Below are 18,167 nucleotides of genomic sequence, written 5' to 3'. Positions count from 1 at the left end.
CAAGGCTCGCGGGCGATCAGTCGTCGCGGTGGACGCGCTCGCGGCGCTCATGACGCTCCTGGGCCTCGACCGACAGCGTCGCCGTCGGGCGGGCCTCCAGCCGTCCGAGGCTGATCGGCTCGCCGGTCTCCTCGCAATAGCCGTAGGAGCCGTCCTCGATGCGGCGCAGCGCCTCGTCGATCTTGGAGATCAGCTTGCGCTGACGGTCCCGGGTGCGCAGTTCCAGCGCCCGGTCGGATTCCGACGAAGCCCGGTCGACCAGATCCGGATGATTCTCCGTCTCGGCCTTCAGGTTGACGACAGTCCCCTTGGACTCGCGGAGGATGTCCTCCTTCCAGTCCATCAGCTTGGCCTTGAAATAGGCCAGCTGGCGCTCGTTCATGAATGGCTCTTCGTCAGACGGCCGGTATCCGGGCGTTCCGACAGGCACAGAGGCCAATGCGGTCATAATCGCACTCACGGTCTCTTACAGCGCCCCCCTGTGGCGCAGCCCTGCCTATACGGATGGCGAAGAGTCGCGGCAACAACGCTCGCAAGAGCGTGACCCGTAAAGCTTACAGTCCAGACGCGAGCGTGACATTTCTTCATCACCCACCGCTCGGCGAGGGCCCTTTTTCAAGGAATTCCGGCGACTTATGCTGCAGTGCGGCGTAAATCAGCCTTGGCTAGTTCAACCGCCGCGCGCAAATCGATCTGATCCAGAAGACTGTTCAGTTCGGCGTCGGCGTCGACCGGCCGCTCCTCGCGCAGCGTCCGGGACAGGCGATCCAGCGCGCCCTCGCCCGCCTCGCCCTGCAACAGGGCCAGCTTCAGCTCTTCCAGCCGGTCCAGCAGGCCCCCGCCGCGGCGGATGGCCCGGCGGCGGCGCTCGGTGACGTCCTCGACCCCCTGCAAGGCCATCAGGGCCGAGACGTCGCTGACCCCGGAAACGCCGGACGCTGAACTGGCCGGCGCAGCGGCCGCCCCTGCCGCCGCGTGGGGCACGGAGAAGCCGCCGCTGGCCCGGGCCGGACGGCTGCCTTGCGTGGACGACGGTCCGGACGGGCCAGTGACCTTCATGCGATGCGACTCCAGCACATGCCGGACCATCGTCGGCGCGGCGTCACCGTTTGGTTAACGTCCCGGCAGTTTTTGCCGCTTTCATCCGGGACTCGATCGCGCCGGCGACTGTTTTCATTCAGGTTTCCGGCTGGCACGGCTCTGGCATCAGCGAAAGGCGCAACCGTATGTGGACGCCCCGCCTATGCAGAAACTGCTCGCCTCCCTCCTGACCGCCGCGGCCGTGGCCGGATTCGCGGCGCCGGCGTCCGCCCAGTCGCGGATCAAGGACATCGCGGCCATCGAGGGCGTCCGCACCAACCAACTGGTCGGCTACGGCCTGGTGGTCGGGCTCAACGGCACCGGCGACAGCCTGCGCAACTGCCCCTTCACCCGCCAGTCCCTGGAGGGCATGACCGAGCGGCTGGGCGTCAACATCCGCGGCTCCAACGCCAACTCCAAGAACATGGCCGCCATCATGGTGACGGCCGAACTGCCGCCCTTCGCCACCCCCGGTGCCCGCGTCGACGTCAATGTCGCCAGCATGTGCGACGCCAAGAGCCTGCTGGGCGGCACCCTTCTGGTCACCAGCCTGCAGGGCGCGGACGGTCAGGTCTATGCGGTGGCCCAGGGCTCGATCCAGACCGGCGCCGTCTCGGGCGGCGGCGCGTCGGGCTCCTCGGTCACGCGCGGCGTGCCGACCGCCGGCCGCATCGCCTCGGGGGCCACGGTCGAGCGCGAGACCGGCTTCCATCTGGCCAATATGAACGAGGTGCGGCTGACGCTGCGCAATCCGGACTTCACCACGGCCCAGCGCGTCGCCGCCGCCATCAACCAGACCTATCCCGGGACCGCCCTGGCCGAGAACGGCACTGTCATCGCGCTGCGCGCGCCGGGCCAGATGGGCATGGCCGGCTTCATCAGCATGGTCGAGAACCTGCCGGTCCAGGTCGACGCCCCGGCCAAGGTCATCATCGACGAGGTCAACGGCGTCATCGTCATGGGCGAAGCCGTCCGCGTCTCCACCGTGGCCATCGCCCAGGGCAATCTGACCATTTCGGTGCAGGAAAGCCCCCAGGTCAGCCAGCCCGCGCCCTTCAGCCGGGGCGGCCAAACCGTCGTCGTCCCCCAGTCCGACGTGGCGGTCGAGGAAGAGCTGGGTCGCCAGATGCGCATCGTCGGCGGCGGGACATCCCTGTCCACCCTCGTCAACGGCCTGAACGCCCTCGGCGTCAGCCCGCGCGACATGATCAGCATCCTGCAGGCCATCAAGGCCGCGGGAGCCCTGCAGGCCGACATCGAGGTGATGTGACCATGAGCGACCCCGTCATCTCCCCCACCTCGCCCGTCCCGGCCGCTCCGGCCGCCGTTTCCGCCCGGATGCGGGAGACGGCCGAGAATTTCGAGGCGACCTTCCTCGCCCAGATGATGAAGCCGATGTTCGAAGGCCTCTCCACCGAAGCGCCGTTCGGCGGCGGCGAGGCCGAGTCGACATGGCGCAGCTTCATGATCGAGGCCATGGCCAAACAGACCGTCAGGGCCGGCGGCATCGGCCTGGCCGATCAGGTCGTCGCCCAGATGCTCAAGATGCAGGAAGCCGGGGAACCCGCCGCATGACCGAAGCCGCCGTCGTCAACGCCCGCGCGCGGGTCCGTCAGCTGACCGACCTGACGGCGCGCCTGACCGCCCGACTCGTCGAGGAGTCGAAGGCCTTCGAGGATCGCCGTCCGCAGGACGCCGCCGCGACCCTGGGCGAGACCCAGCAGCTGGCCAACGCCTATCGCCGCGAGTCGGCCCAGGTGAAGGCGGACCCGTCCGTGCTCGCCGCGGCCCCCGCCGCCGACCGCATGGCGCTGGTGAAGGCCACGCAAGCCTTCGAGGCCGTGCTGTCGGGCCACGCCCGCGCCGTGGAGGCCGCCCGCATCGTCTCCGAGGGCTTGGTCAAGACCATCGTCGCAGAGGTCGCCAGCCAGCGCGGATCGCCCTCGGCCTATGGCGCCTCGGGTCAGGCCAACGCCAGCGACGGCCGGGCCGTGGCCTTCAACCGGACGGCCTGACAGGCGATCCGGCGGGCGACGTCACGGGCGACAGATATTCAGACGTTGGCGGGGCGGTCAGCCGCGCGGCGCGCGGTCCGACCGGCGATCCCGGGCGCGAACGCGGGCGCGTTTGGGCCTCGGCAGGCTGAGAGCCGTCACGAGCGCGAGCAGCGATGCGGAAAGGGCGACAGCGATTTCCAGCGTGCTGATCATGTCGTCGGGCCTCCGGTGAACGCACTCGAAGGCCGGAAGATGAGGTCGAAGCGGCTGGCGTGCAAGCCATTTCAGGAATGGCCCCCCTGACGAACCCGTGAGACGGTGGCCCTGGAGAACAGATCATGCGTCACGCCCCCTTCCTCGCCGCCCTTGCTCTCGCGGGGCTGCTGACCGCCTGCGCCCATGCGCCTGACGCGGCCGTGACAGTCCCGGACTACCGCCCGATCGCGGGAGATCCGGCCCCGGCGAACGCGCGCCTCTACGCCGACTGCCTCGGTCAGGCCGCCGCGGCCGGGACCTGGCGCAGGGCGGCGGACGGCGGCGGCGACGAACTGATCCTGTTCACCTGCGCCGGCGCGCCCGCGCGGGCGTTCTACGACGCCCTGGGCCCCTGGAGCGCGCGGATCGGCTCCGCCTTTGACCACGACGGCCGCAGCTATCGCTCGACGGCGAGGGTCCAGACCAACATGTTCGGCGTCGACTCCTGCTCGGCGGCGGCCGGCGCGGACCATCGCTGCGTCCTCAGCTTCAACGCCGGCGATTTCCTCGACGGCGATTAGCCGCAATGGCGGAGCGGCTCCTGGCGGCCTAGTTAGGGCGGGTGACCCTGTCTGATGATCCCGCGACCCGCCGCCAGTCCATCGTCCGGCGCATCGAAGCCGAGACCGGCATCGACGAGCCGATGATCGCCCGCCTCGTGGACGCCTTCTACGACCGGGTGCGCCGCGATCCGTTGATCGGGCCGGTGTTCGATGAGCGGATTTCGGACTGGGGCCCGCATCTCGAACAGATGAAGCTGTTCTGGTCCTCCGTGGCCCTCATGAGCGGCGTCTATCACGGGCGGCCCATGCCGAAACATCTGCCCCTGCCCGTCGACGCCCGGCATTTCGACCGCTGGCTGGACCTGTTCGAGGCCACGGCCGCCGACGTCTGCCCGCCCGCCGCCGCGGCCCATTTCATCGAGCGCGCCCGCCGCATCGCCGAAAGCCTCGAACTGGGCATCGCGGGCGCGCAGGGCGTGCTGCTGCGCAAGGGCGAGCGCTATCTGCGGCCGTCCGAGGCGTGGACGCCGCCGGCCGCGGACAGCGCCTGCTGACACCTGCTGTCAGCAGCGTCGCCCGCCGCCGCCGTGTTCACACAATGTTCTTGCTGAATCCCGCGAATTGATCCCCATATAGCGTCGTCGCGCCGGACCCCTCCCCGGCCCCACCGCGTTCCCGGACTCCATGACCGAAAAGCACAACTTCATCCGCGTGCGCGGCGCGCGCGAGCACAATCTCAAGGGCGTCGACCTCGACATCCCGCGCGAGCAGCTGGTGGTCATGACCGGCCTGTCGGGCTCGGGCAAAAGCTCGCTCGCCTTCGACACCATCTATGCCGAGGGCCAGCGCCGCTATGTCGAGAGCCTGAGCGCCTACGCCCGCCAGTTCCTCGAGCTGATGGGCAAGCCCGATGTCGACCTGATCGAGGGCCTGTCGCCGGCTATCTCCATCGAGCAGAAGACCACCTCGAAGAACCCGCGCTCGACCGTCGGCACGGTGACCGAGATCCACGACTATATGCGCCTGCTGTGGGCGCGGGTCGGCGTGCCCTATTCGCCGGCCACGGGCCTGCCGATCGAGAGCCAGACCATCTCCATGATGGTCGACAAGCTGACGGCCCTGCCCGACGGCGAGCGCCTGATGCTGCTGGCCCCGGTCGTGCGCGGCCGCAAGGGCGAATACCGCAAGGAAATGGCCGAGTGGCAGCGCGCGGGCTTCCAGCGCGTCAAGATCGACGGCGAATACTACGCGATCGAGGACGCCCCGACCCTCGACAAGAAATTCAAGCACGACATCGACATCGTCGTGGACCGGATCGTCACCAAGGAAGGCCTCGAGAGCCGCTACGCCGACAGCCTGCAGACCGCCCTCGGTCTGGCGGACGGCATCGCCGTCGCCGAGTGGGCCAATGTCGCCGAGGGTGAGAAGGAGCCGCGCCGGCTGACCTTCTCCGAGAAATTCGCCTGCCCGGTTTCGGGCTTCACCATCAGCGAGATCGAGCCGCGGCTGTTCTCGTTCAACAATCCGTTCGGCGCCTGCCCGGCCTGCGACGGTCTGGGCGTCAAACTGGCCTTCGACGCCGATCTGGTGATCCCCGATCGCGACAAGACCCTGCACAAGGGCGCCGTCGCCCCATGGTCGCGCGGCCCGTCGCCCCTCTACACACAGACGCTGCAGTCGCTCAGCCGCCACTACGGCTTCTCGATGGACAAGCCCTGGCGCGAGCTGCCGGACAAGGCCCAGGACGTCATCCTGCGCGGCTCGGGCGGCGACAAGATCAAATTCACCTACGACGACAACGCCCGCAAATACGAGGTCTCCAAGGCCTTCGAGGGCGTCCTGCCCAACCTCGAGCGCCGCTGGCGCGAGACGGATTCCTCATGGGTGCGTGAGGAACTGGGCCGGTTCCAGTCCGAGACCCCGTGCGAGGTCTGCCTCGGCAAACGCCTCAAGCCCGAGGCCCTGGCGGTCAAGGTCGCCGCGACGGACATCGCCGAGGTGTCCTGGCTGTCGATCAAACACGCCCACGAATGGTTCACGGCCCTGAACGACAAGCTGACCGACAAGCAGCTGGAGATCGGCCGTCGGGTCCTGAAGGAGATCACCGACCGGCTGCGCTTCCTCAACAACGTCGGCCTCGACTACCTCAGCCTGTCGCGCGCCTCGGGCACCCTGTCCGGCGGCGAGAGCCAGCGCATCCGCCTGGCCTCCCAGATCGGCTCGGGCCTGACCGGCGTGCTGTACGTCCTCGACGAGCCGTCGATCGGCCTGCACCAGCGCGACAACTCCCGCCTGCTGGAGTCCCTCCGGGGTCTCCGCGACCTCGGCAATTCCGTCCTCGTCGTCGAGCATGACGAGGAGGCGATCCTGACCGCCGACTATGTCATCGACATGGGCCCGGCCGCCGGCGTCCATGGCGGCGAGGTCTGCGCCCAGGGCACCCCGGCCGAGGTCATGGCCAATCCCAACTCCCTGACCGCCAAATACCTGACCGGCGAGCGCGAGATCGAGCTGCCGCCCGAGGGCCGCCGTCCCGTCGACCGCAAGAAGATGCTGAGGATCAGCGGCGCCACCGGCAACAATCTGAAGAACGTCACCGGCGAAATTCCCGCCGGCCTGTTCACCTGCGTCACCGGCGTGTCGGGCGGCGGCAAGTCGACCTTCACCATCGAGACCCTCTACAAGGCCGCCGCCCGCCGGCTGCACAATGCGTCGGACGCCCCCGCCTCCTTCGACCGCATCGAGGGGCTGGAGATGTTCGACAAGGTCATCGACATCGACCAGTCGCCCATCGGCCGCACCCCGCGCTCGAACCCGGCGACATACACCGGCGCCTTCGGTCCCATCCGCGACTGGTACGCCGGCCTGCCCGAGTCCAAGGCCCGCGGCTACGGGCCCGGTCGCTTCAGCTTCAACGTCAAGGGCGGCCGCTGCGAGGCCTGCCAGGGCGACGGCCTGATCAAGATCGAGATGCATTTCCTGCCCGACGTCTACGTCACCTGTGACGTCTGCAAGGGCAGGCGCTACAACCGCGAGACGCTGGAAATCGTCTTCAAGGGCAAGAGCATATCCGACGTTCTGGATATGACGGTTGAAGAGGCCGCCAGCTTCTTCAAGGCCGTGCCGTCGATCCGCGACAAGATGCTGACCCTGAACCGCGTCGGCCTCGGCTACGTCAAGGTCGGCCAGTCCGCGACCACCCTGTCCGGCGGCGAGGCCCAGCGGGTCAAGCTGTCGAAGGAGCTGTCGAAACGCGCCACCGGCAAGACCCTCTACATCCTCGACGAGCCCACCACGGGCCTGCATTTCGAGGACACGCGCAAGCTGCTGGAGGTGCTTCAGGAACTGGTCGAGAACGGCAACACCATCGTGGTCATCGAGCACAATCTCGACGTCATCAAGGTCGCCGACTGGCTGCTCGACTTCGGCCCCGAGGGCGGCGACGGCGGCGGCGAGATCGTCGCGGTCGGCACCCCCGAACAGGTCGCCGCCAATCCGAAGAGCTGGACCGGCAAATACCTCAAGGAGGTCCTCGACCGCCACGAGACGCGCCGCAAGGCGCGCGTGGCGGCGCTGAGGAAGAGCGCCTGACGGCTCAGGCTGCGGCCGGGGCCGCTTCCACGACGCCTTCCCTCGAGGTCAGACCGGACCGGACGCCGTTTCTGTCGGTCGACCGCCCGTGATCTGGCGATAGGCGGCCGCGAACGGCGCGTACAGGATGCCGACGGTCAGTGCGGACACGATCGCCTCGACGACCGCATGGGTGATCACCCAGGGATTGCCGACGTCGAGAGCCGCCCGGACGGCCTCGGGGTCCTGATCGCTGTTGAACGACCAGCTCTCGAGGCCCGAGATAATGCCCAGCGGCAGGCTGACGATGGACGACAACAGCTGCACCAGCATGACCATGACGATGGCCAGCACCGCCATGCCCAGCAAGGGCCAGAACCGGCCCTTCGTCAGGTTGAAGGAATCGAAGAAGGCGAAGCGGCGCTCGGCCACGGTGATCGGCACGGCCAGGCTCAGCCGGACGCACAGCCAGATGAAGAAGCAGGTCCCGGCGAGGAAGCCGAGCAGGCCCGCGATGAGGGCGGGTCCGTCGCCGCCCGCCGCCTTGGCCGCCGCGATCAGCACGCCGACCGCCAGGATGGCGACCACGGCGACAAGGGTCATGACCAGGCCGAGCACGAAGGTCACCGCCAGGACCCGCACCTCGTCCATGCCGAGGCGCAGATAGCCGAACCGGTCGCGGGACGGGTTCAGCACCCCGCGCGCCACCGCCGCGGCCAGCATGGCCCCGACCACGAGGCTGATCGGCAGCAGCCACGCCACCCGGGCCATGATCGCACCGAAACCGGCCATCAGGGCCCAGACCTGGTCGAAGCTCGGCTCGACGGATTCCATCGCCTCGGCCTGCACGCTCCAGGCCTCAAGCTGCCCCACCATGGTGGACAGCGAGAACAGGGCGGTCAGCGTCAGGACGGCGTACAGCAGCGTCCAGGCGACGAGCGCCAGCGGATTGCGCCGGACGAGGCGGAAACCCTCGAAAGCCGCGTCGGTGGCCGAAAACGCCATGGTGTCTCCTGTTCTCTTGTCCTGATCCTGGCTCATCCGACGGACCCGGGCGACGGCTCGTCCGCGACGGGCGGCGTTTCGCTTCCGGCCAGTTGCCGGCAGGCCGAGGCGAAGGGTGCGATGTGCAGCGTCAGCGCTGCGCCATAGACCATCGCCGCCACGAGCGCGCCCACCGCGAACCATGGCCAGTTGGCCGCGAACATCGCCTCCATGCCTTCGAACGGATTGACGTCCATATTGTGCGCCTGAAGAGCCGACCAGTCGACGCCGCCGGAGACTCCGGCTGCCAGGGCGACGGCCAGGCCGATGCCGAACGCGACCGCCTTGATCGCGACGACCAGAAGCAGGGCCAGCAGCATCATGCCGAACAGGGCGCCGGTCTGGCCGCGGGCCAGCCGCCACCCCTCGGGAAAGGCGAAGCTGCGGTACAGGACGCTGGCGGGCGCGATCAGGCCGACCCGCGCCATCCCCAGCCAGATCGCAAGCATTCCCGTGACGATCAGGCCGGTGATGACCAGCCAGTTCATCGGCGAACCCGCGCCCCAGACGGCGAAGCCGATGGCGAAGCCGACCAGCAGCAGCACCATCATGGCGATATACATGCCCACGACCACGGCGATGCCGACGACCGCGACCCTCAGCTCGTCCATGCCCAGACGCAAGGAGAAGAAGCCACTCTCCCGGGGCCGCAGCACGGCCCGCATGACCGCCGTATAGACGACGACCGTCACGAACAGCTGGACCAGGTTCATCAGTCCGGACACGGCCTGGAACTGCATCATTTCGGCGAAGGCGGCGTTATGGGCGGCGCCGTCCCGACCCGCTTCCGCCATCTCGCCCATCATGTCGCCCATCATCGGCAGCATGAGGCCAAAGGTCGCCGCCGACGGCGCCATCATCAGCAGCCCCCAGACGAACACCGACAACGGACGCCGCCGGATCAGGCCGAACGCATCGCCGATCGCGGTCCCGATTGAAAATCGCGCCATTCAGCCTCCCCAAGCTCATGGCCAAGCTAGCCCCTTTCGCCCGGCCCCGCTAGAAGCCGCGCATGACGGACATCCTGAAGCCCATCCACGTCGTCGGCGGCGGCCTCGCCGGCTCGGAAGCCGCCTGGCAGATCGCCTCGGCCGGCGTCCCCGTGGTCCTGCACGAGATGCGCGGCGTGCCCGGGGTGAAGACCGACGCCCACCACACAGACGGGCTCGCGGAACTGGTCTGCTCCAACTCCTTCCGCTCCGACGACTGGGAGCACAACGCCGTCGGCCTGCTGCACGCCGAGATGCGGGCGCTGGACTCCATCATCATGGCCTGCGGCGACGCCCATCAGGTGCCGGCGGGCGGGGCCCTGGCCGTCGACCGCGACGGCTTCTCGCAGGCGGTCACGGCGAAACTCGAGGCCCATCCCCTGATCACCATCGTGCGCGAGGAGATCGCCGGCCTGCCGCCGGAAGAGTGGGACAATGTCATCGTCGCCACCGGCCCCCTGACTTCGCCCGCCTTGGCCGCCGCCATCCTCGACCTGACCGGCGAGGACGCGCTCAGCTTCTTCGACGCCATCGCCCCCATCGTCCACGCCGACTCCATCGACTTCGACATCGCCTGGCGCCAGTCGCGCTACGACAAGGAAGGCCCGGGCGGCGACGCCGCCGCCTACGTCAACTGCCCGATGGACAAGGCCCAGTATGAGGCCTTCATCGACGCCCTGCTGAACGGCCCCAAGGCCGAGTTCAAGGACTGGGAGAACGTTCCCTATTTCGACGGCTGCCTGCCCATCGAGGTCATGGCCGAGCGCGGCCGCGAGACCCTGCGCCACGGCCCGATGAAGCCGGTCGGCCTGACCAATCCGCGCGACCCCCAGGTCAAGGCCTACGCCATCGTCCAGCTGCGCCAGGACAACGCCTTGGGCACCCTGTTCAACATGGTCGGCTTCCAGACCAAGCTGAAGCACGGCGCCCAGGCCGAGGTCTTCCGCATGATCCCGGGCCTGCACGAGGCCCAGTTCGCCCGCCTCGGCGGCCTGCACCGCAACACCTTCCTCAACTCTCCGAAGCTGCTGGACCGCCAGCTGCGCCTCAAGGCCATGCCGCGCCTGCGCTTCGCCGGCCAGGTCACGGGCGTCGAGGGCTATGTCGAGAGCGCCGCCATGGGCCTGCTGACCGGCCGCCTCGCCGCCGCGGAACGGCTGGGCCGGCCGCTGGAGGCTCCGCCCGTCCACACCGCCATGGGCGCCCTGGTCGAACACATCACCGGCGGCCACCTCGACGGACCCGGGGGCATTTCCAAATTCCAGCCGATGAACATCAACTACGGCCTGCTGCCGCCGCTCGAGGCCCCCAAGGTCGACGAGGCGGGCGTGAAGATTCCGCTCAAGGAACGCGGCCGGGCCAAGAAGCGACTGATGAGCGTCCGGGCGCTGGACGCGCTGAAGGCGTGGCGGGACGCGGCCTGATGGCCGCGGAAAGCGAACTCGACCGCCTCAAGGCGCGGCGCGTCACCGCCCTGTACCGCCTCGACCTGATCGCCCGCGGCGCGCGACTGTCCTACGAGGACGGAACGCCGATCGACATGGCCTCCGAAAAGGAGCGTCTGGCTTCGGTCGTCGCCGACCTCGACCGGCGCATCGCACTGCTGGAACGCACCCTGAACTGACGGCCATGGCGGAAGGGCCGCCTTGGCCCCCGGGCCTTGCACGCTACCCGTGACGGTTGCAGTATCGCCGTTATGCCGTTCCACTCGGTCAAACCCAGGGCAGCCAGAACCGGCCGAACGGCGACCGAGGCGGCGATCCGTGTCGAGGAGCCTCTGGTCTGCGCCGTCAATCATGACCAGGCGCGCGAGCGGCACGGGCGCACGACCGTCGTGGTGCTTCGGCCGTTCGCCTACACGCTTCCCGACGGGTCGCGGACGGTTCGGGTGCCGCCCACCTATCTGACCGATTTCGCCTCCATCCCGACCTTCGCCCGCTGGGTCATCCCGCCCTTCGGCCGGCATGCGATCGCCGCCGTCCTGCATGACTGGCTCTACACCATCGGCCAGCCCGGACGCCGTGGGGAGGCGGACGACATCTTCCGCGAGGCCCTGAAGGAACTGGGCGTCGGCCTGACGCGCCGTGCGGCCATGCACGCGGCCGTCCGGGCCGGAGGCGGCGGCGCCTATGACCGGGCCGGGGCCGACTGGAACGCCTCCTTCATGGACTGGCGCACGGGCGGAGCGACCGTTCCGGCTCCGTCGCGCGAGGCCTTCTTCAACGACGCCTGGCCCGCCGGCGTCCCGACCGTGGATCTCTGAGACCCGCGGACGTCAGATCCGTCCTCTCAGGACCGCCCATGTCAGCCGCAGCCGCCGAGCCGCATCGGCGGGGTCCGCGCTCCGCAGGGCCGCGGACGCGACGGCGGGAAAGGCTTCGGCCGGCAGGCTCCGCAGCGCCCGGTTCGCCTCCGCCCGCATCCCCGTATCCACAGCCTGTCCGGTCTGGACCCGTCCCCTCGCCCGCGCCGCCGAGACCACGGAAGCGGGGTCTGCCGTCTTCGACAGGATCCGCACCGCGACCTGCATCGGTCCGACGTAGAAGGCGTCCAGATCGTGCGGCTCGCCATGCACCCGGCCCACATGGGCCTCGATCAGGGCGTCGAAGGGCGCGCGCTCCAGCCCGTGGCGGGCGACGATGTCGGTCAGGGCCTCGAGCACCGGATGGCCCTTGCGCGCCGCTCCCGCGAACACCCCGTCCATCTGCTCGCGCCACCAGACATAGCGCATCTCGGCCAGCATCGGCTGGGTCACCCGCGTCGGTATGGCCATCAGCTCGGCCTCGAGGGCGTAGAGGGCGATCAGGTCCGCGCGCAGCCGCTCGTCGGCCACGAACCGGCTGGACAGCCACCGGTCGCGGTCGGCGCCGCGGACCTGGTCGTCGAGGCTGACGCCCGTACGATCGGAAGACGGATCAGCCAAACAGGGTCTGGAACATCGCCATGGACGTCAGCATCGGCAGCGACAGCAGCAGGTTGATGCGGCTGCCCATCATGGCGACGCGGGCGGCCTTGGCCTTGGCCGCGTCATCCACGACGACGATGCCCAGCGCCCGCTTCTGGTTCGGCCAGATGATGCCCCAGACGTTGAGGAACATGACGATGGCCAGCCAGACGCCGATGCCCATCAGGGTGAAGCCCTTCTGGTCCTCGGTCAGGCCCTGGGCCAGGCCGAAGGTCAGCACCTCGGCGGCGTATGCGTGTCCACGGGCGAACATGACGGCCAGACCGGCCAGCACGGTCACCAGCGCCGACCAGCGGAACCAGAACAGGGCCTCCGGGGCGATATGCTTGCCGATGGCGGGCTTCAGCTCGGCGGGGATGTTCGGCATCACCCGGATCTGGACGAAGTTGAAATAGTACAGCAGGCCGATCCACAGGATGCCGGCCACGACGTGCACCCAGCGGAACGCCGCCTGCCAGAAGGCCTCCCCGAAGCCGCCGGACACCTGTCCGAAGGCGAGGATCATCACGCCCGCGAGCGCGAGGCTCAGCAGGATGGTGGTGCGGAAATTCGACAGCAGCTTGCCCATGGTCAGCCCCTCCCCGGAGCGATTCGTTGAAGCGTCACCTTACCTCTCCCTCCCCGTCATGGGGAGGGATGTCGGCGCGAAGCGACGACAGGGTGGGGTGCGTCCGGACGATGCCCCACCCGGTCGCTGCGCGACCACCCTCCCCACAAGGGCGAGGGAGATCAGACGCCCTACGGCCGGCTGGCCATTCCCAGCTTGATCGGCTTGGCGTCTTCCTTGTCGCGGCCGCCGCGCTTGACGCCCCACAGCAGGATGATCGGCGCGCCGACATAGATCGACGAATAGGTGCCGCAGACGATGCCGAACATCAGGGCGATCGAGAAGCCGAACAGGGCCGGTCCGCCGAAGTAGGCGAGGGCCGCCAGCACCATCACCGCCGTGAAGCCGGTGATGATCGTCCGCGTCAGGATCTCGTTGATGGTCAGATCGATCACCTCGCGCAGGGGCATGGTCTTGTATTTGCGCAGGTTCTCGCGAAGGCGGTCGAACACCACCACGGTGTCGTTCATCGAATAGCCGATGACCGTCAGGATGGCGGCGACCATGTTGAGGCTGAACTCCAGCCGCATCAGCACGATCAGGCCGAACACCAGGATCACGTCGTGCAGCAGCCCGGCCACGGCGCCGAGACCGAACTGCGGCTCGAACCGGAACCAGATGTAGGCGAACATCAGAAGGATGGCCGCGCCCAGGGCCAGCAGACCCGAGGTGAACAGCTCGCCCGAAACCTTCGAACCCACGACGCTGACGCCCGAATATTCGACCTCGCCCACGGCCGCGGTGACGGCCGACTGCACGCGCTGGACCACCTGGGCCTGCGGCTCGTCGTCGGGCACCTGGAATTTGACGATGGCGCTGGCGTCGTTGTCGATGCCCTGCACCTGGACGTCGCCCAGGCCGAGGCCGTCGACGGCCTCGCGCACCTTGTCGAGCTCCAGCGCCTGACCGGTGGGCTTGCTCAGCTCCATCACGGCGCCGCCGCGGAAGTCGATGCCCAGGTTCAGGCCGGGCTTGAACACCCCGACCAGCGAGGCGATCACCAGCACGGCCGACAGCACGGCGGCGTATTTGGCGAACGAGACGAACTTCAGGTTCGTCTTGATCGGCAGGACTTTGATGAGGGGCCACCAGGACATCGCCATCACTCCGCGATCGGCAGTTTTTTGGGTTTGGCGATCTTCAGCCACAGGGCGAGTCCGACCTGGGCGACCAGCACCGCCGACAGCATCGAGGTGAACACCCCGATCGTCAGCGTCCAGGCGAAGCCGCGCACAGGACCGGCGCCGAAGATGAACATGATCAGCGCCGCCACCAGGGTCGTCAGGTTGGCGTCGACGATCGTGCCCATGGCCTTGTTGAAGCCGGCGTCCAGCGACGCGATCACGGACCGTCCGGCCCGCGCCTCGTCGCGCATCCGCTCATAGATCAGCACGTTCGCGTCCACCGCCACGGCGAAGGTCAGGATCAGACCCGCGATGCCGGGCAGGGTCAGGGTCGCCTGGGTGAAGGACATGGCGGCGATGATCAGCAGGCCGTTCAGCAGCAGGCCGATCACCGAGATGCCGCCGAAGATGAAACCGTAGGTCAGCAGCATGAACACCACGATGATGGCGAAGCCGATCAGGGTCGACAGCTTGCCCGCGGCCACGGCGTCGGCGCCGAGCTCGGCCGTCACCGTCCGGCGCTCCTCGACGTTCAGCGGGGCCGGCAGGGCGCCGCCGTTCAGCAGGTTCACCATCTCGGAGGCCTCCTGGATGGTGTAGCTGCCCTCGATGATGCCCGAGCCGCCGGTGATGGCGCTGCGGATGTTCGGAGCCGAGATCACCTTGCCGTCGAGAATAATGGCGAAGGGCTTGCCGATATTGGCGGCCGTGGCCTCGCCGAAGCGGCGCGCGCCGGCGCCGTCGAAGCGGAAGCCGATGGCGGTCTGGTTGTTCTGGTCCGCCGTCACCTCGGCCTTGGTCAGGTTCTCGCCCGACACCAGCACCCGGCGCTTGACCAGATAGTAGGCCGGGCCGCCGGCCTCGGCGCCGGGGATCAGTTCGGAGTCCGGCGGCACGGCGCCGGCCAGCGCCTCCTCCACCGAATTCTCGACGTCGACCATCTGGAAGGTCAGCTGCGCCGTCTGGCCGATGACGCGTTCCAGCTGGGCCGGGTCGCTCTCGCCCGGGGCCTGGACCACGATGCGGTCGGCGCCCTGGCGGGTGATCGAGGGTTCGCGGGTGCCCAGGCTGTCGATCCGGCGGCGCACCACCTCGATCGACTGCGTCACGGCGTCCGAACCCATGGAGTTCAGGGCCGCCTCGGTGAAGCCGTAACGGATGCGGTTGTCGCCCAGACGCTGCACCGACCGGTCGGCGACGCCGCTGGCGCCCCCGCTGACCAGGGCCCGCATCGACTGCAGGGCCAGGTCCATCTGGGTCGGATCGGCGAGGGTGACGACCACGCCGGCGTCTTCCCGTCCGATGCTGGTCACCCCGACCCGCGCCTCGGCCAGAACCGTGCGGGCGTCCTCGCCCAGGTTGGTCAGGCGCTTCTCGCGCATGGCCGGGACGTCGACCTCCAGCAGCAGGTACGATCCGCCCTGCAGGTCCAGCCCCAGGTTCAGCCCGCTCTTCGGCAGCCAGCCCGGCAACGCCTCGCGCTGGGCGGCCGTCAGCAGGTTCGGATAGCTGAACAGCAGCCCGAACAGCAGGGACAGGACAAGAAGGATGACCTTCCAGCGCGACAGATGGATCATGCGGGCGTCCCCGACCTTTTCAGAACGGCGTCAGGACTTGGCGATGGTCTTGGTGTCGTTGGCGGCGATCGCCGTGCGGTCGCGCACCTGGGTGATCATCTGCTTGACCACCGGAACGTTCACGCCCTGCGCGATCTCGACCATGGCCTGGTCGTTCTCGACGCGGGTGACCTTGCCGATCATGCCGTTCGACAGCACCACGGTGTCGCCGCGCTTCAGACCGGCGACCAGCGCCTGATGGGCCTTCATCTGCTTCTGCTGCGGGCGGATCAGCATGAAGTAGAACAGGATGATCACAGGGACGAAGAAGATCAGGGTGCCGAACGGCCCCGCCATAAGTTCCTGCACGATGGTCTCCGCGAACGTCTGGAGCCGCCGGGAGCGGCCCTTGAAAATGAGGCGCGGAAACTAGGGTGCGCCGCCGCACTTTGCAACGCGACGCGTGTTCACCGCTCCGCTTTGCGTTATCGCGGCAACACGGTCAGCGGATCGACGGCGTTCGGCTGGTCGCCGCGCATGCGCCAGGTCTCGAAATGCACCGACGGCCGCCCGTCCCCGGCGGTCGTCCCGACCGTGCCGATCTGCTGCCCGGCGCGGATCTCGTCCCCGTCCCGCACCACGGCCGAGCCGAGGTGGCCATAGACCGTGCGCCAGCCGTCGCGGTGCACCACCAGCACGGTCAGCCCCTGCCCCGCCAGGTCGTCGCCGACATAGCCGACCCGTCCGGCGGCGGCGGCGCGCACCTCGGCCCCTGCGGCCGCGCCGATGTTCACCCCGTTGTTGCGCTCGCCCATGCCGACCGGCCCGAAGCGCCGCAGGATGTCGCCGCGCACCGGCCAGTCCAGATTGACCATCGAGGGCGCGGGCGCCGGAGCGGGTCCGGCCGTCGGCGCCGGTCCGGCCGCGGGCGCGGCCTCGCGCGGCGGCGGCGGCAGGGCGGCGTTGCCCGAGGGCGGCGGCGGAGGCGGAGGCGGAGGCGTCCCGACTTCGGGCACATAGACGCCGCTCGGCGACGGCCCGGTGGCGTAGGGATCGCCGCCGATGTCGACGGCGCTGGCCGGCAGGATCAGCCGCTGGCCCGGAGTGATCGCCGCGCGCGGGCCGAGGGCGTTCAGGTCGATCAGGTTCTGCACCGGCGTCTGGAAGCGCCGGCCGATGCCCGAGATCGTGTCGCCGGGCTGGATTTCATAGACGGCCCCGGCCTCGACGGCGACCGCGCCGGACCGCGGCGGCGGCGGCGTGCTGAAGCCTTCCGAGGCGGGCCCGGCCGCCGGCGTGGGGCTTTCGGAATAGACCCGCGGCGCCGTGCCGATCGGCGCCGACAGCGCCCCGCCCTCGATCGATTCGACCGGCGCGGTGCGCGGCGGCGGCGCTTCGTTCGCAGGATTGGTCGCGCCGCGCACGCCCTCCCCGCTTGGAGCCGGAGCCGGCGAAAGCGGTGCGGCGGGATAGGCGGGCGTCCGGGCGGGAGCCGCGCCGTCGGCGCGAATCGAATAGCGCGGCTCGGCCGGATAGCTGGCGCAGGCGGCCAGCGTCATCATCCCGACCAGCACCGCCAGAACCCTGATCCCGAATCGCATCGTCATGCCGTCTCCCGCCCCGTGGTCGTCATCCGGTGTGCCTCGCCCGTCGGCCCAAGCCAACCCGTCAAAGGGCGCCAAAGTTGGGCGCGAAGGTTAACGGAGGGCGATCGGGACTACCCCTCACCCCTCCTTGGCCGTCCCCTCGACAAGCGGCACGAACCGCACCTCGCTCAGGCTTTCGCGCCGGAACGAGCCGTCGGCCTGGCCGACATAGCGGTGCAGCATCTGCACCGAGCTGCGCCCCACCGGACAGACCAGTATCCCGCCCGGCTTCAGCTGGTGCAGCAGTTCGGTCGGCTCGCCCGGCGCCGCGGCCGTGACCATGATCCGGTCGAACGGCGCCTGTTCGGGCCAGCCCAGATTGCCGTCACCGTGCCGGGTGATGACATTGTCGATCTTCAGGTCCTTCAGCCGGGTCTCGGCCTCGGTCAGCAGGCTGCGGTACCGCTCGATGGAATAGACATAGCGCGCCAGCCGGCTCAGCACCGCGGCCTGGTAGCCGCTGCCGGTGCCGATCTCCAGCACCCGGTGACGCGGCTGCACGTCCAGCGCCTGGGTCATCAGGCCGACGATATAGGGCTGGCTGATGGTCTGGGCGCAGTCGATCGGCAGGGCCTGGTCCTCCCATGCCTGGTCGAGAAATTTCTCGTGCACGAAGACGGCGCGGTCGATCGATTCCATGGCCGCCAGCACACGCGGGTCGGTCACCCCCTGCTGGCGAAGGCCGAGGATCAAACGTCCGGCGCGGTCGTCGTTGAGTTTCATGGACGGGTCCCTTCCCCCCTCGCGGGGGAAGGTGGCAGGCGAAGCCTGACGGATGGGGGCCGGCCGGTGGCGGCCCGGCTGCCCCCTGATCGGAACCCGGACAGAGCC

The 18,167-nt window shown here is 69.0% G+C and carries 21 protein-coding genes; 9 read left to right on the top strand and 12 right to left on the bottom strand.

The genetic code is table 11. The features are described from left to right. Nucleotides 1–16: 16 nt before the first annotated feature. The gene (gene dksA / locus ASD59_RS07390) at nt 17–448 is read right to left on the bottom strand and encodes an RNA polymerase-binding protein DksA (RefSeq protein ID WP_082560104.1); all 432 of its coding nucleotides are present in this window, start codon (nt 446–448) and stop codon (nt 17–19) included. 185 nt (nt 449–633) lie between these two features. Beyond that, nucleotides 634–1,059, bottom strand: coding sequence for a flagellar assembly protein FliX (locus tag ASD59_RS07385; protein WP_055830696.1), 426 nt, complete (start codon nt 1,057–1,059; stop codon nt 634–636). Between the two features lie 184 nt (nt 1,060–1,243). Between ASD59_RS07385 and ASD59_RS07380 the strand changes: the two genes are divergently transcribed. Genes ASD59_RS07380 through ASD59_RS07370 form a run of 3 tightly spaced genes read left to right on the top strand, consistent with a single transcriptional unit; the run spans nt 1,244 to nt 3,095 of the window. Continuing rightward, nucleotides 1,244–2,350: a flagellar basal body P-ring protein FlgI gene (locus ASD59_RS07380; protein ID WP_055830367.1), complete on the top strand. Its 1,107-nt coding sequence runs from the start codon at nt 1,244–1,246 to the stop codon at nt 2,348–2,350. Nucleotides 2,351–2,352: 2 nt separating this feature from the next. Next, the gene (locus ASD59_RS07375; RefSeq protein WP_055830365.1) at nt 2,353–2,655 is read left to right on the top strand and encodes a rod-binding protein; all 303 of its coding nucleotides are present in this window, start codon (nt 2,353–2,355) and stop codon (nt 2,653–2,655) included. Beyond that, nucleotides 2,652–3,095 (top strand): hypothetical protein, encoded by a 444-nt coding sequence (locus tag ASD59_RS07370; RefSeq protein ID WP_055830363.1) that lies wholly within the window; start codon nt 2,652–2,654, stop codon nt 3,093–3,095. The genes ASD59_RS07375 and ASD59_RS07370 overlap by 4 nt, the downstream gene beginning before the upstream one ends. A gap of 57 nt (nt 3,096–3,152) precedes the next feature. Here the strand turns inward: ASD59_RS07370 and ASD59_RS14210 are convergent, their stop codons facing one another. Beyond that, a complete protein-coding gene (locus ASD59_RS14210; protein WP_156376966.1) occupies nt 3,153–3,290 on the bottom strand; it encodes a hypothetical protein in 138 nt (45 codons plus the stop codon). Nucleotides 3,291–3,415: 125 nt separating this feature from the next. On the opposite strand from ASD59_RS14210, the gene ASD59_RS07365 reads away from it, so the two are divergent. The 3 genes from ASD59_RS07365 to uvrA all read left to right on the top strand — a co-directional run bounded on the left by ASD59_RS07365 (nt 3,416) and on the right by uvrA (nt 7,426). Then, the gene (locus tag ASD59_RS07365; protein WP_055830361.1) at nt 3,416–3,853 is read left to right on the top strand and encodes a hypothetical protein; all 438 of its coding nucleotides are present in this window, start codon (nt 3,416–3,418) and stop codon (nt 3,851–3,853) included. A 41-nt stretch (nt 3,854–3,894) separates the two neighbouring features. Next, on the top strand, nt 3,895–4,389 hold the full coding sequence (locus ASD59_RS07360) for a group III truncated hemoglobin (protein ID WP_235561750.1): 495 nt from the start codon (nt 3,895–3,897) through the stop codon (nt 4,387–4,389). A 130-nt stretch (nt 4,390–4,519) separates the two neighbouring features. Next, nucleotides 4,520–7,426: an excinuclease ABC subunit UvrA gene (uvrA, locus tag ASD59_RS07355; RefSeq protein ID WP_055830358.1), complete on the top strand. Its 2,907-nt coding sequence runs from the start codon at nt 4,520–4,522 to the stop codon at nt 7,424–7,426. A 48-nt stretch (nt 7,427–7,474) separates the two neighbouring features. On the opposite strand, the gene ASD59_RS07350 is transcribed toward uvrA, so the two are convergent. Beyond that, nucleotides 7,475–8,410, bottom strand: a complete 936-nt coding sequence (locus ASD59_RS07350; protein WP_055830356.1) for a hypothetical protein — start codon at nt 8,408–8,410, stop codon at nt 7,475–7,477. A 32-nt stretch (nt 8,411–8,442) separates the two neighbouring features. Continuing rightward, nucleotides 8,443–9,399 carry a hypothetical protein gene (locus tag ASD59_RS07345; RefSeq protein WP_055830354.1) on the bottom strand — a complete coding sequence of 319 codons (957 nt, stop codon included), beginning with the start codon at nt 9,397–9,399 and terminating at the stop codon, nt 8,443–8,445. 62 nt (nt 9,400–9,461) lie between these two features. Between ASD59_RS07345 and trmFO the strand changes: the two genes are divergently transcribed. The 3 genes from trmFO to ASD59_RS07330 all read left to right on the top strand — a co-directional run bounded on the left by trmFO (nt 9,462) and on the right by ASD59_RS07330 (nt 11,701). Then, a complete protein-coding gene (gene trmFO / locus ASD59_RS07340; RefSeq protein WP_055830352.1) occupies nt 9,462–10,862 on the top strand; it encodes a methylenetetrahydrofolate--tRNA-(uracil(54)-C(5))-methyltransferase (FADH(2)-oxidizing) TrmFO in 1,401 nt (466 codons plus the stop codon). Next, on the top strand, nt 10,862–11,062 hold the full coding sequence (locus ASD59_RS07335) for a hypothetical protein (protein WP_055830692.1): 201 nt from the start codon (nt 10,862–10,864) through the stop codon (nt 11,060–11,062). The genes trmFO and ASD59_RS07335 overlap by 1 nt, the downstream gene beginning before the upstream one ends. 72 nt (nt 11,063–11,134) lie before the next feature. Beyond that, complete coding sequence (locus ASD59_RS07330; RefSeq protein WP_082560103.1) at nt 11,135–11,701, top strand: DUF1353 domain-containing protein; 567 nt, start codon at nt 11,135–11,137, stop codon at nt 11,699–11,701. Between the two features lie 12 nt (nt 11,702–11,713). On the opposite strand, the gene ASD59_RS07325 is transcribed toward ASD59_RS07330, so the two are convergent. From ASD59_RS07325 to ASD59_RS07295, 7 genes are all read right to left on the bottom strand, one after another. Next, nucleotides 11,714–12,361 (bottom strand): squalene/phytoene synthase family protein, encoded by a 648-nt coding sequence (locus tag ASD59_RS07325; protein WP_055830350.1) that lies wholly within the window; start codon nt 12,359–12,361, stop codon nt 11,714–11,716. Beyond that, nucleotides 12,354–12,971, bottom strand: coding sequence for a hypothetical protein (locus tag ASD59_RS07320; RefSeq protein WP_055830348.1), 618 nt, complete (start codon nt 12,969–12,971; stop codon nt 12,354–12,356). The genes ASD59_RS07325 and ASD59_RS07320 overlap by 8 nt, the downstream gene beginning before the upstream one ends. Nucleotides 12,972–13,141: 170 nt before the next feature. After that, a complete protein-coding gene (secF, locus tag ASD59_RS07315) occupies nt 13,142–14,113 on the bottom strand; it encodes a protein translocase subunit SecF (RefSeq protein ID WP_055830346.1) in 972 nt (323 codons plus the stop codon). After that, a complete protein-coding gene (gene secD / locus ASD59_RS07310; protein WP_055830344.1) occupies nt 14,113–15,711 on the bottom strand; it encodes a protein translocase subunit SecD in 1,599 nt (532 codons plus the stop codon). Before secD ends, secF begins: the two co-directional genes overlap by 1 nt. Nucleotides 15,712–15,741: 30 nt before the next feature. Continuing rightward, nucleotides 15,742–16,047 (bottom strand): preprotein translocase subunit YajC, encoded by a 306-nt coding sequence (yajC, locus tag ASD59_RS07305; protein ID WP_055830341.1) that lies wholly within the window; start codon nt 16,045–16,047, stop codon nt 15,742–15,744. Between the two features lie 128 nt (nt 16,048–16,175). Beyond that, nucleotides 16,176–17,297 carry a peptidoglycan DD-metalloendopeptidase family protein gene (locus ASD59_RS07300; protein ID WP_235561749.1) on the bottom strand — a complete coding sequence of 374 codons (1,122 nt, stop codon included), beginning with the start codon at nt 17,295–17,297 and terminating at the stop codon, nt 16,176–16,178. Nucleotides 17,298–17,414: 117 nt separating this feature from the next. Then, entirely contained in the window at nt 17,415–18,059 is a 645-nt protein-coding gene (locus ASD59_RS07295) for a protein-L-isoaspartate(D-aspartate) O-methyltransferase (protein ID WP_055830339.1), read from the bottom strand. Nucleotides 18,060–18,167: the final 108 nt, after the last annotated feature.

Origin of the sequence: Brevundimonas sp. Root608 (genome assembly GCF_001427825.1) — a bacterium.
Lineage (GTDB): Bacteria > Pseudomonadota > Alphaproteobacteria > Caulobacterales > Caulobacteraceae > Brevundimonas.
Note: the sequence above shows the minus strand (reverse complement) of the source record. Positions and strands in the feature narration are given on the sequence as shown.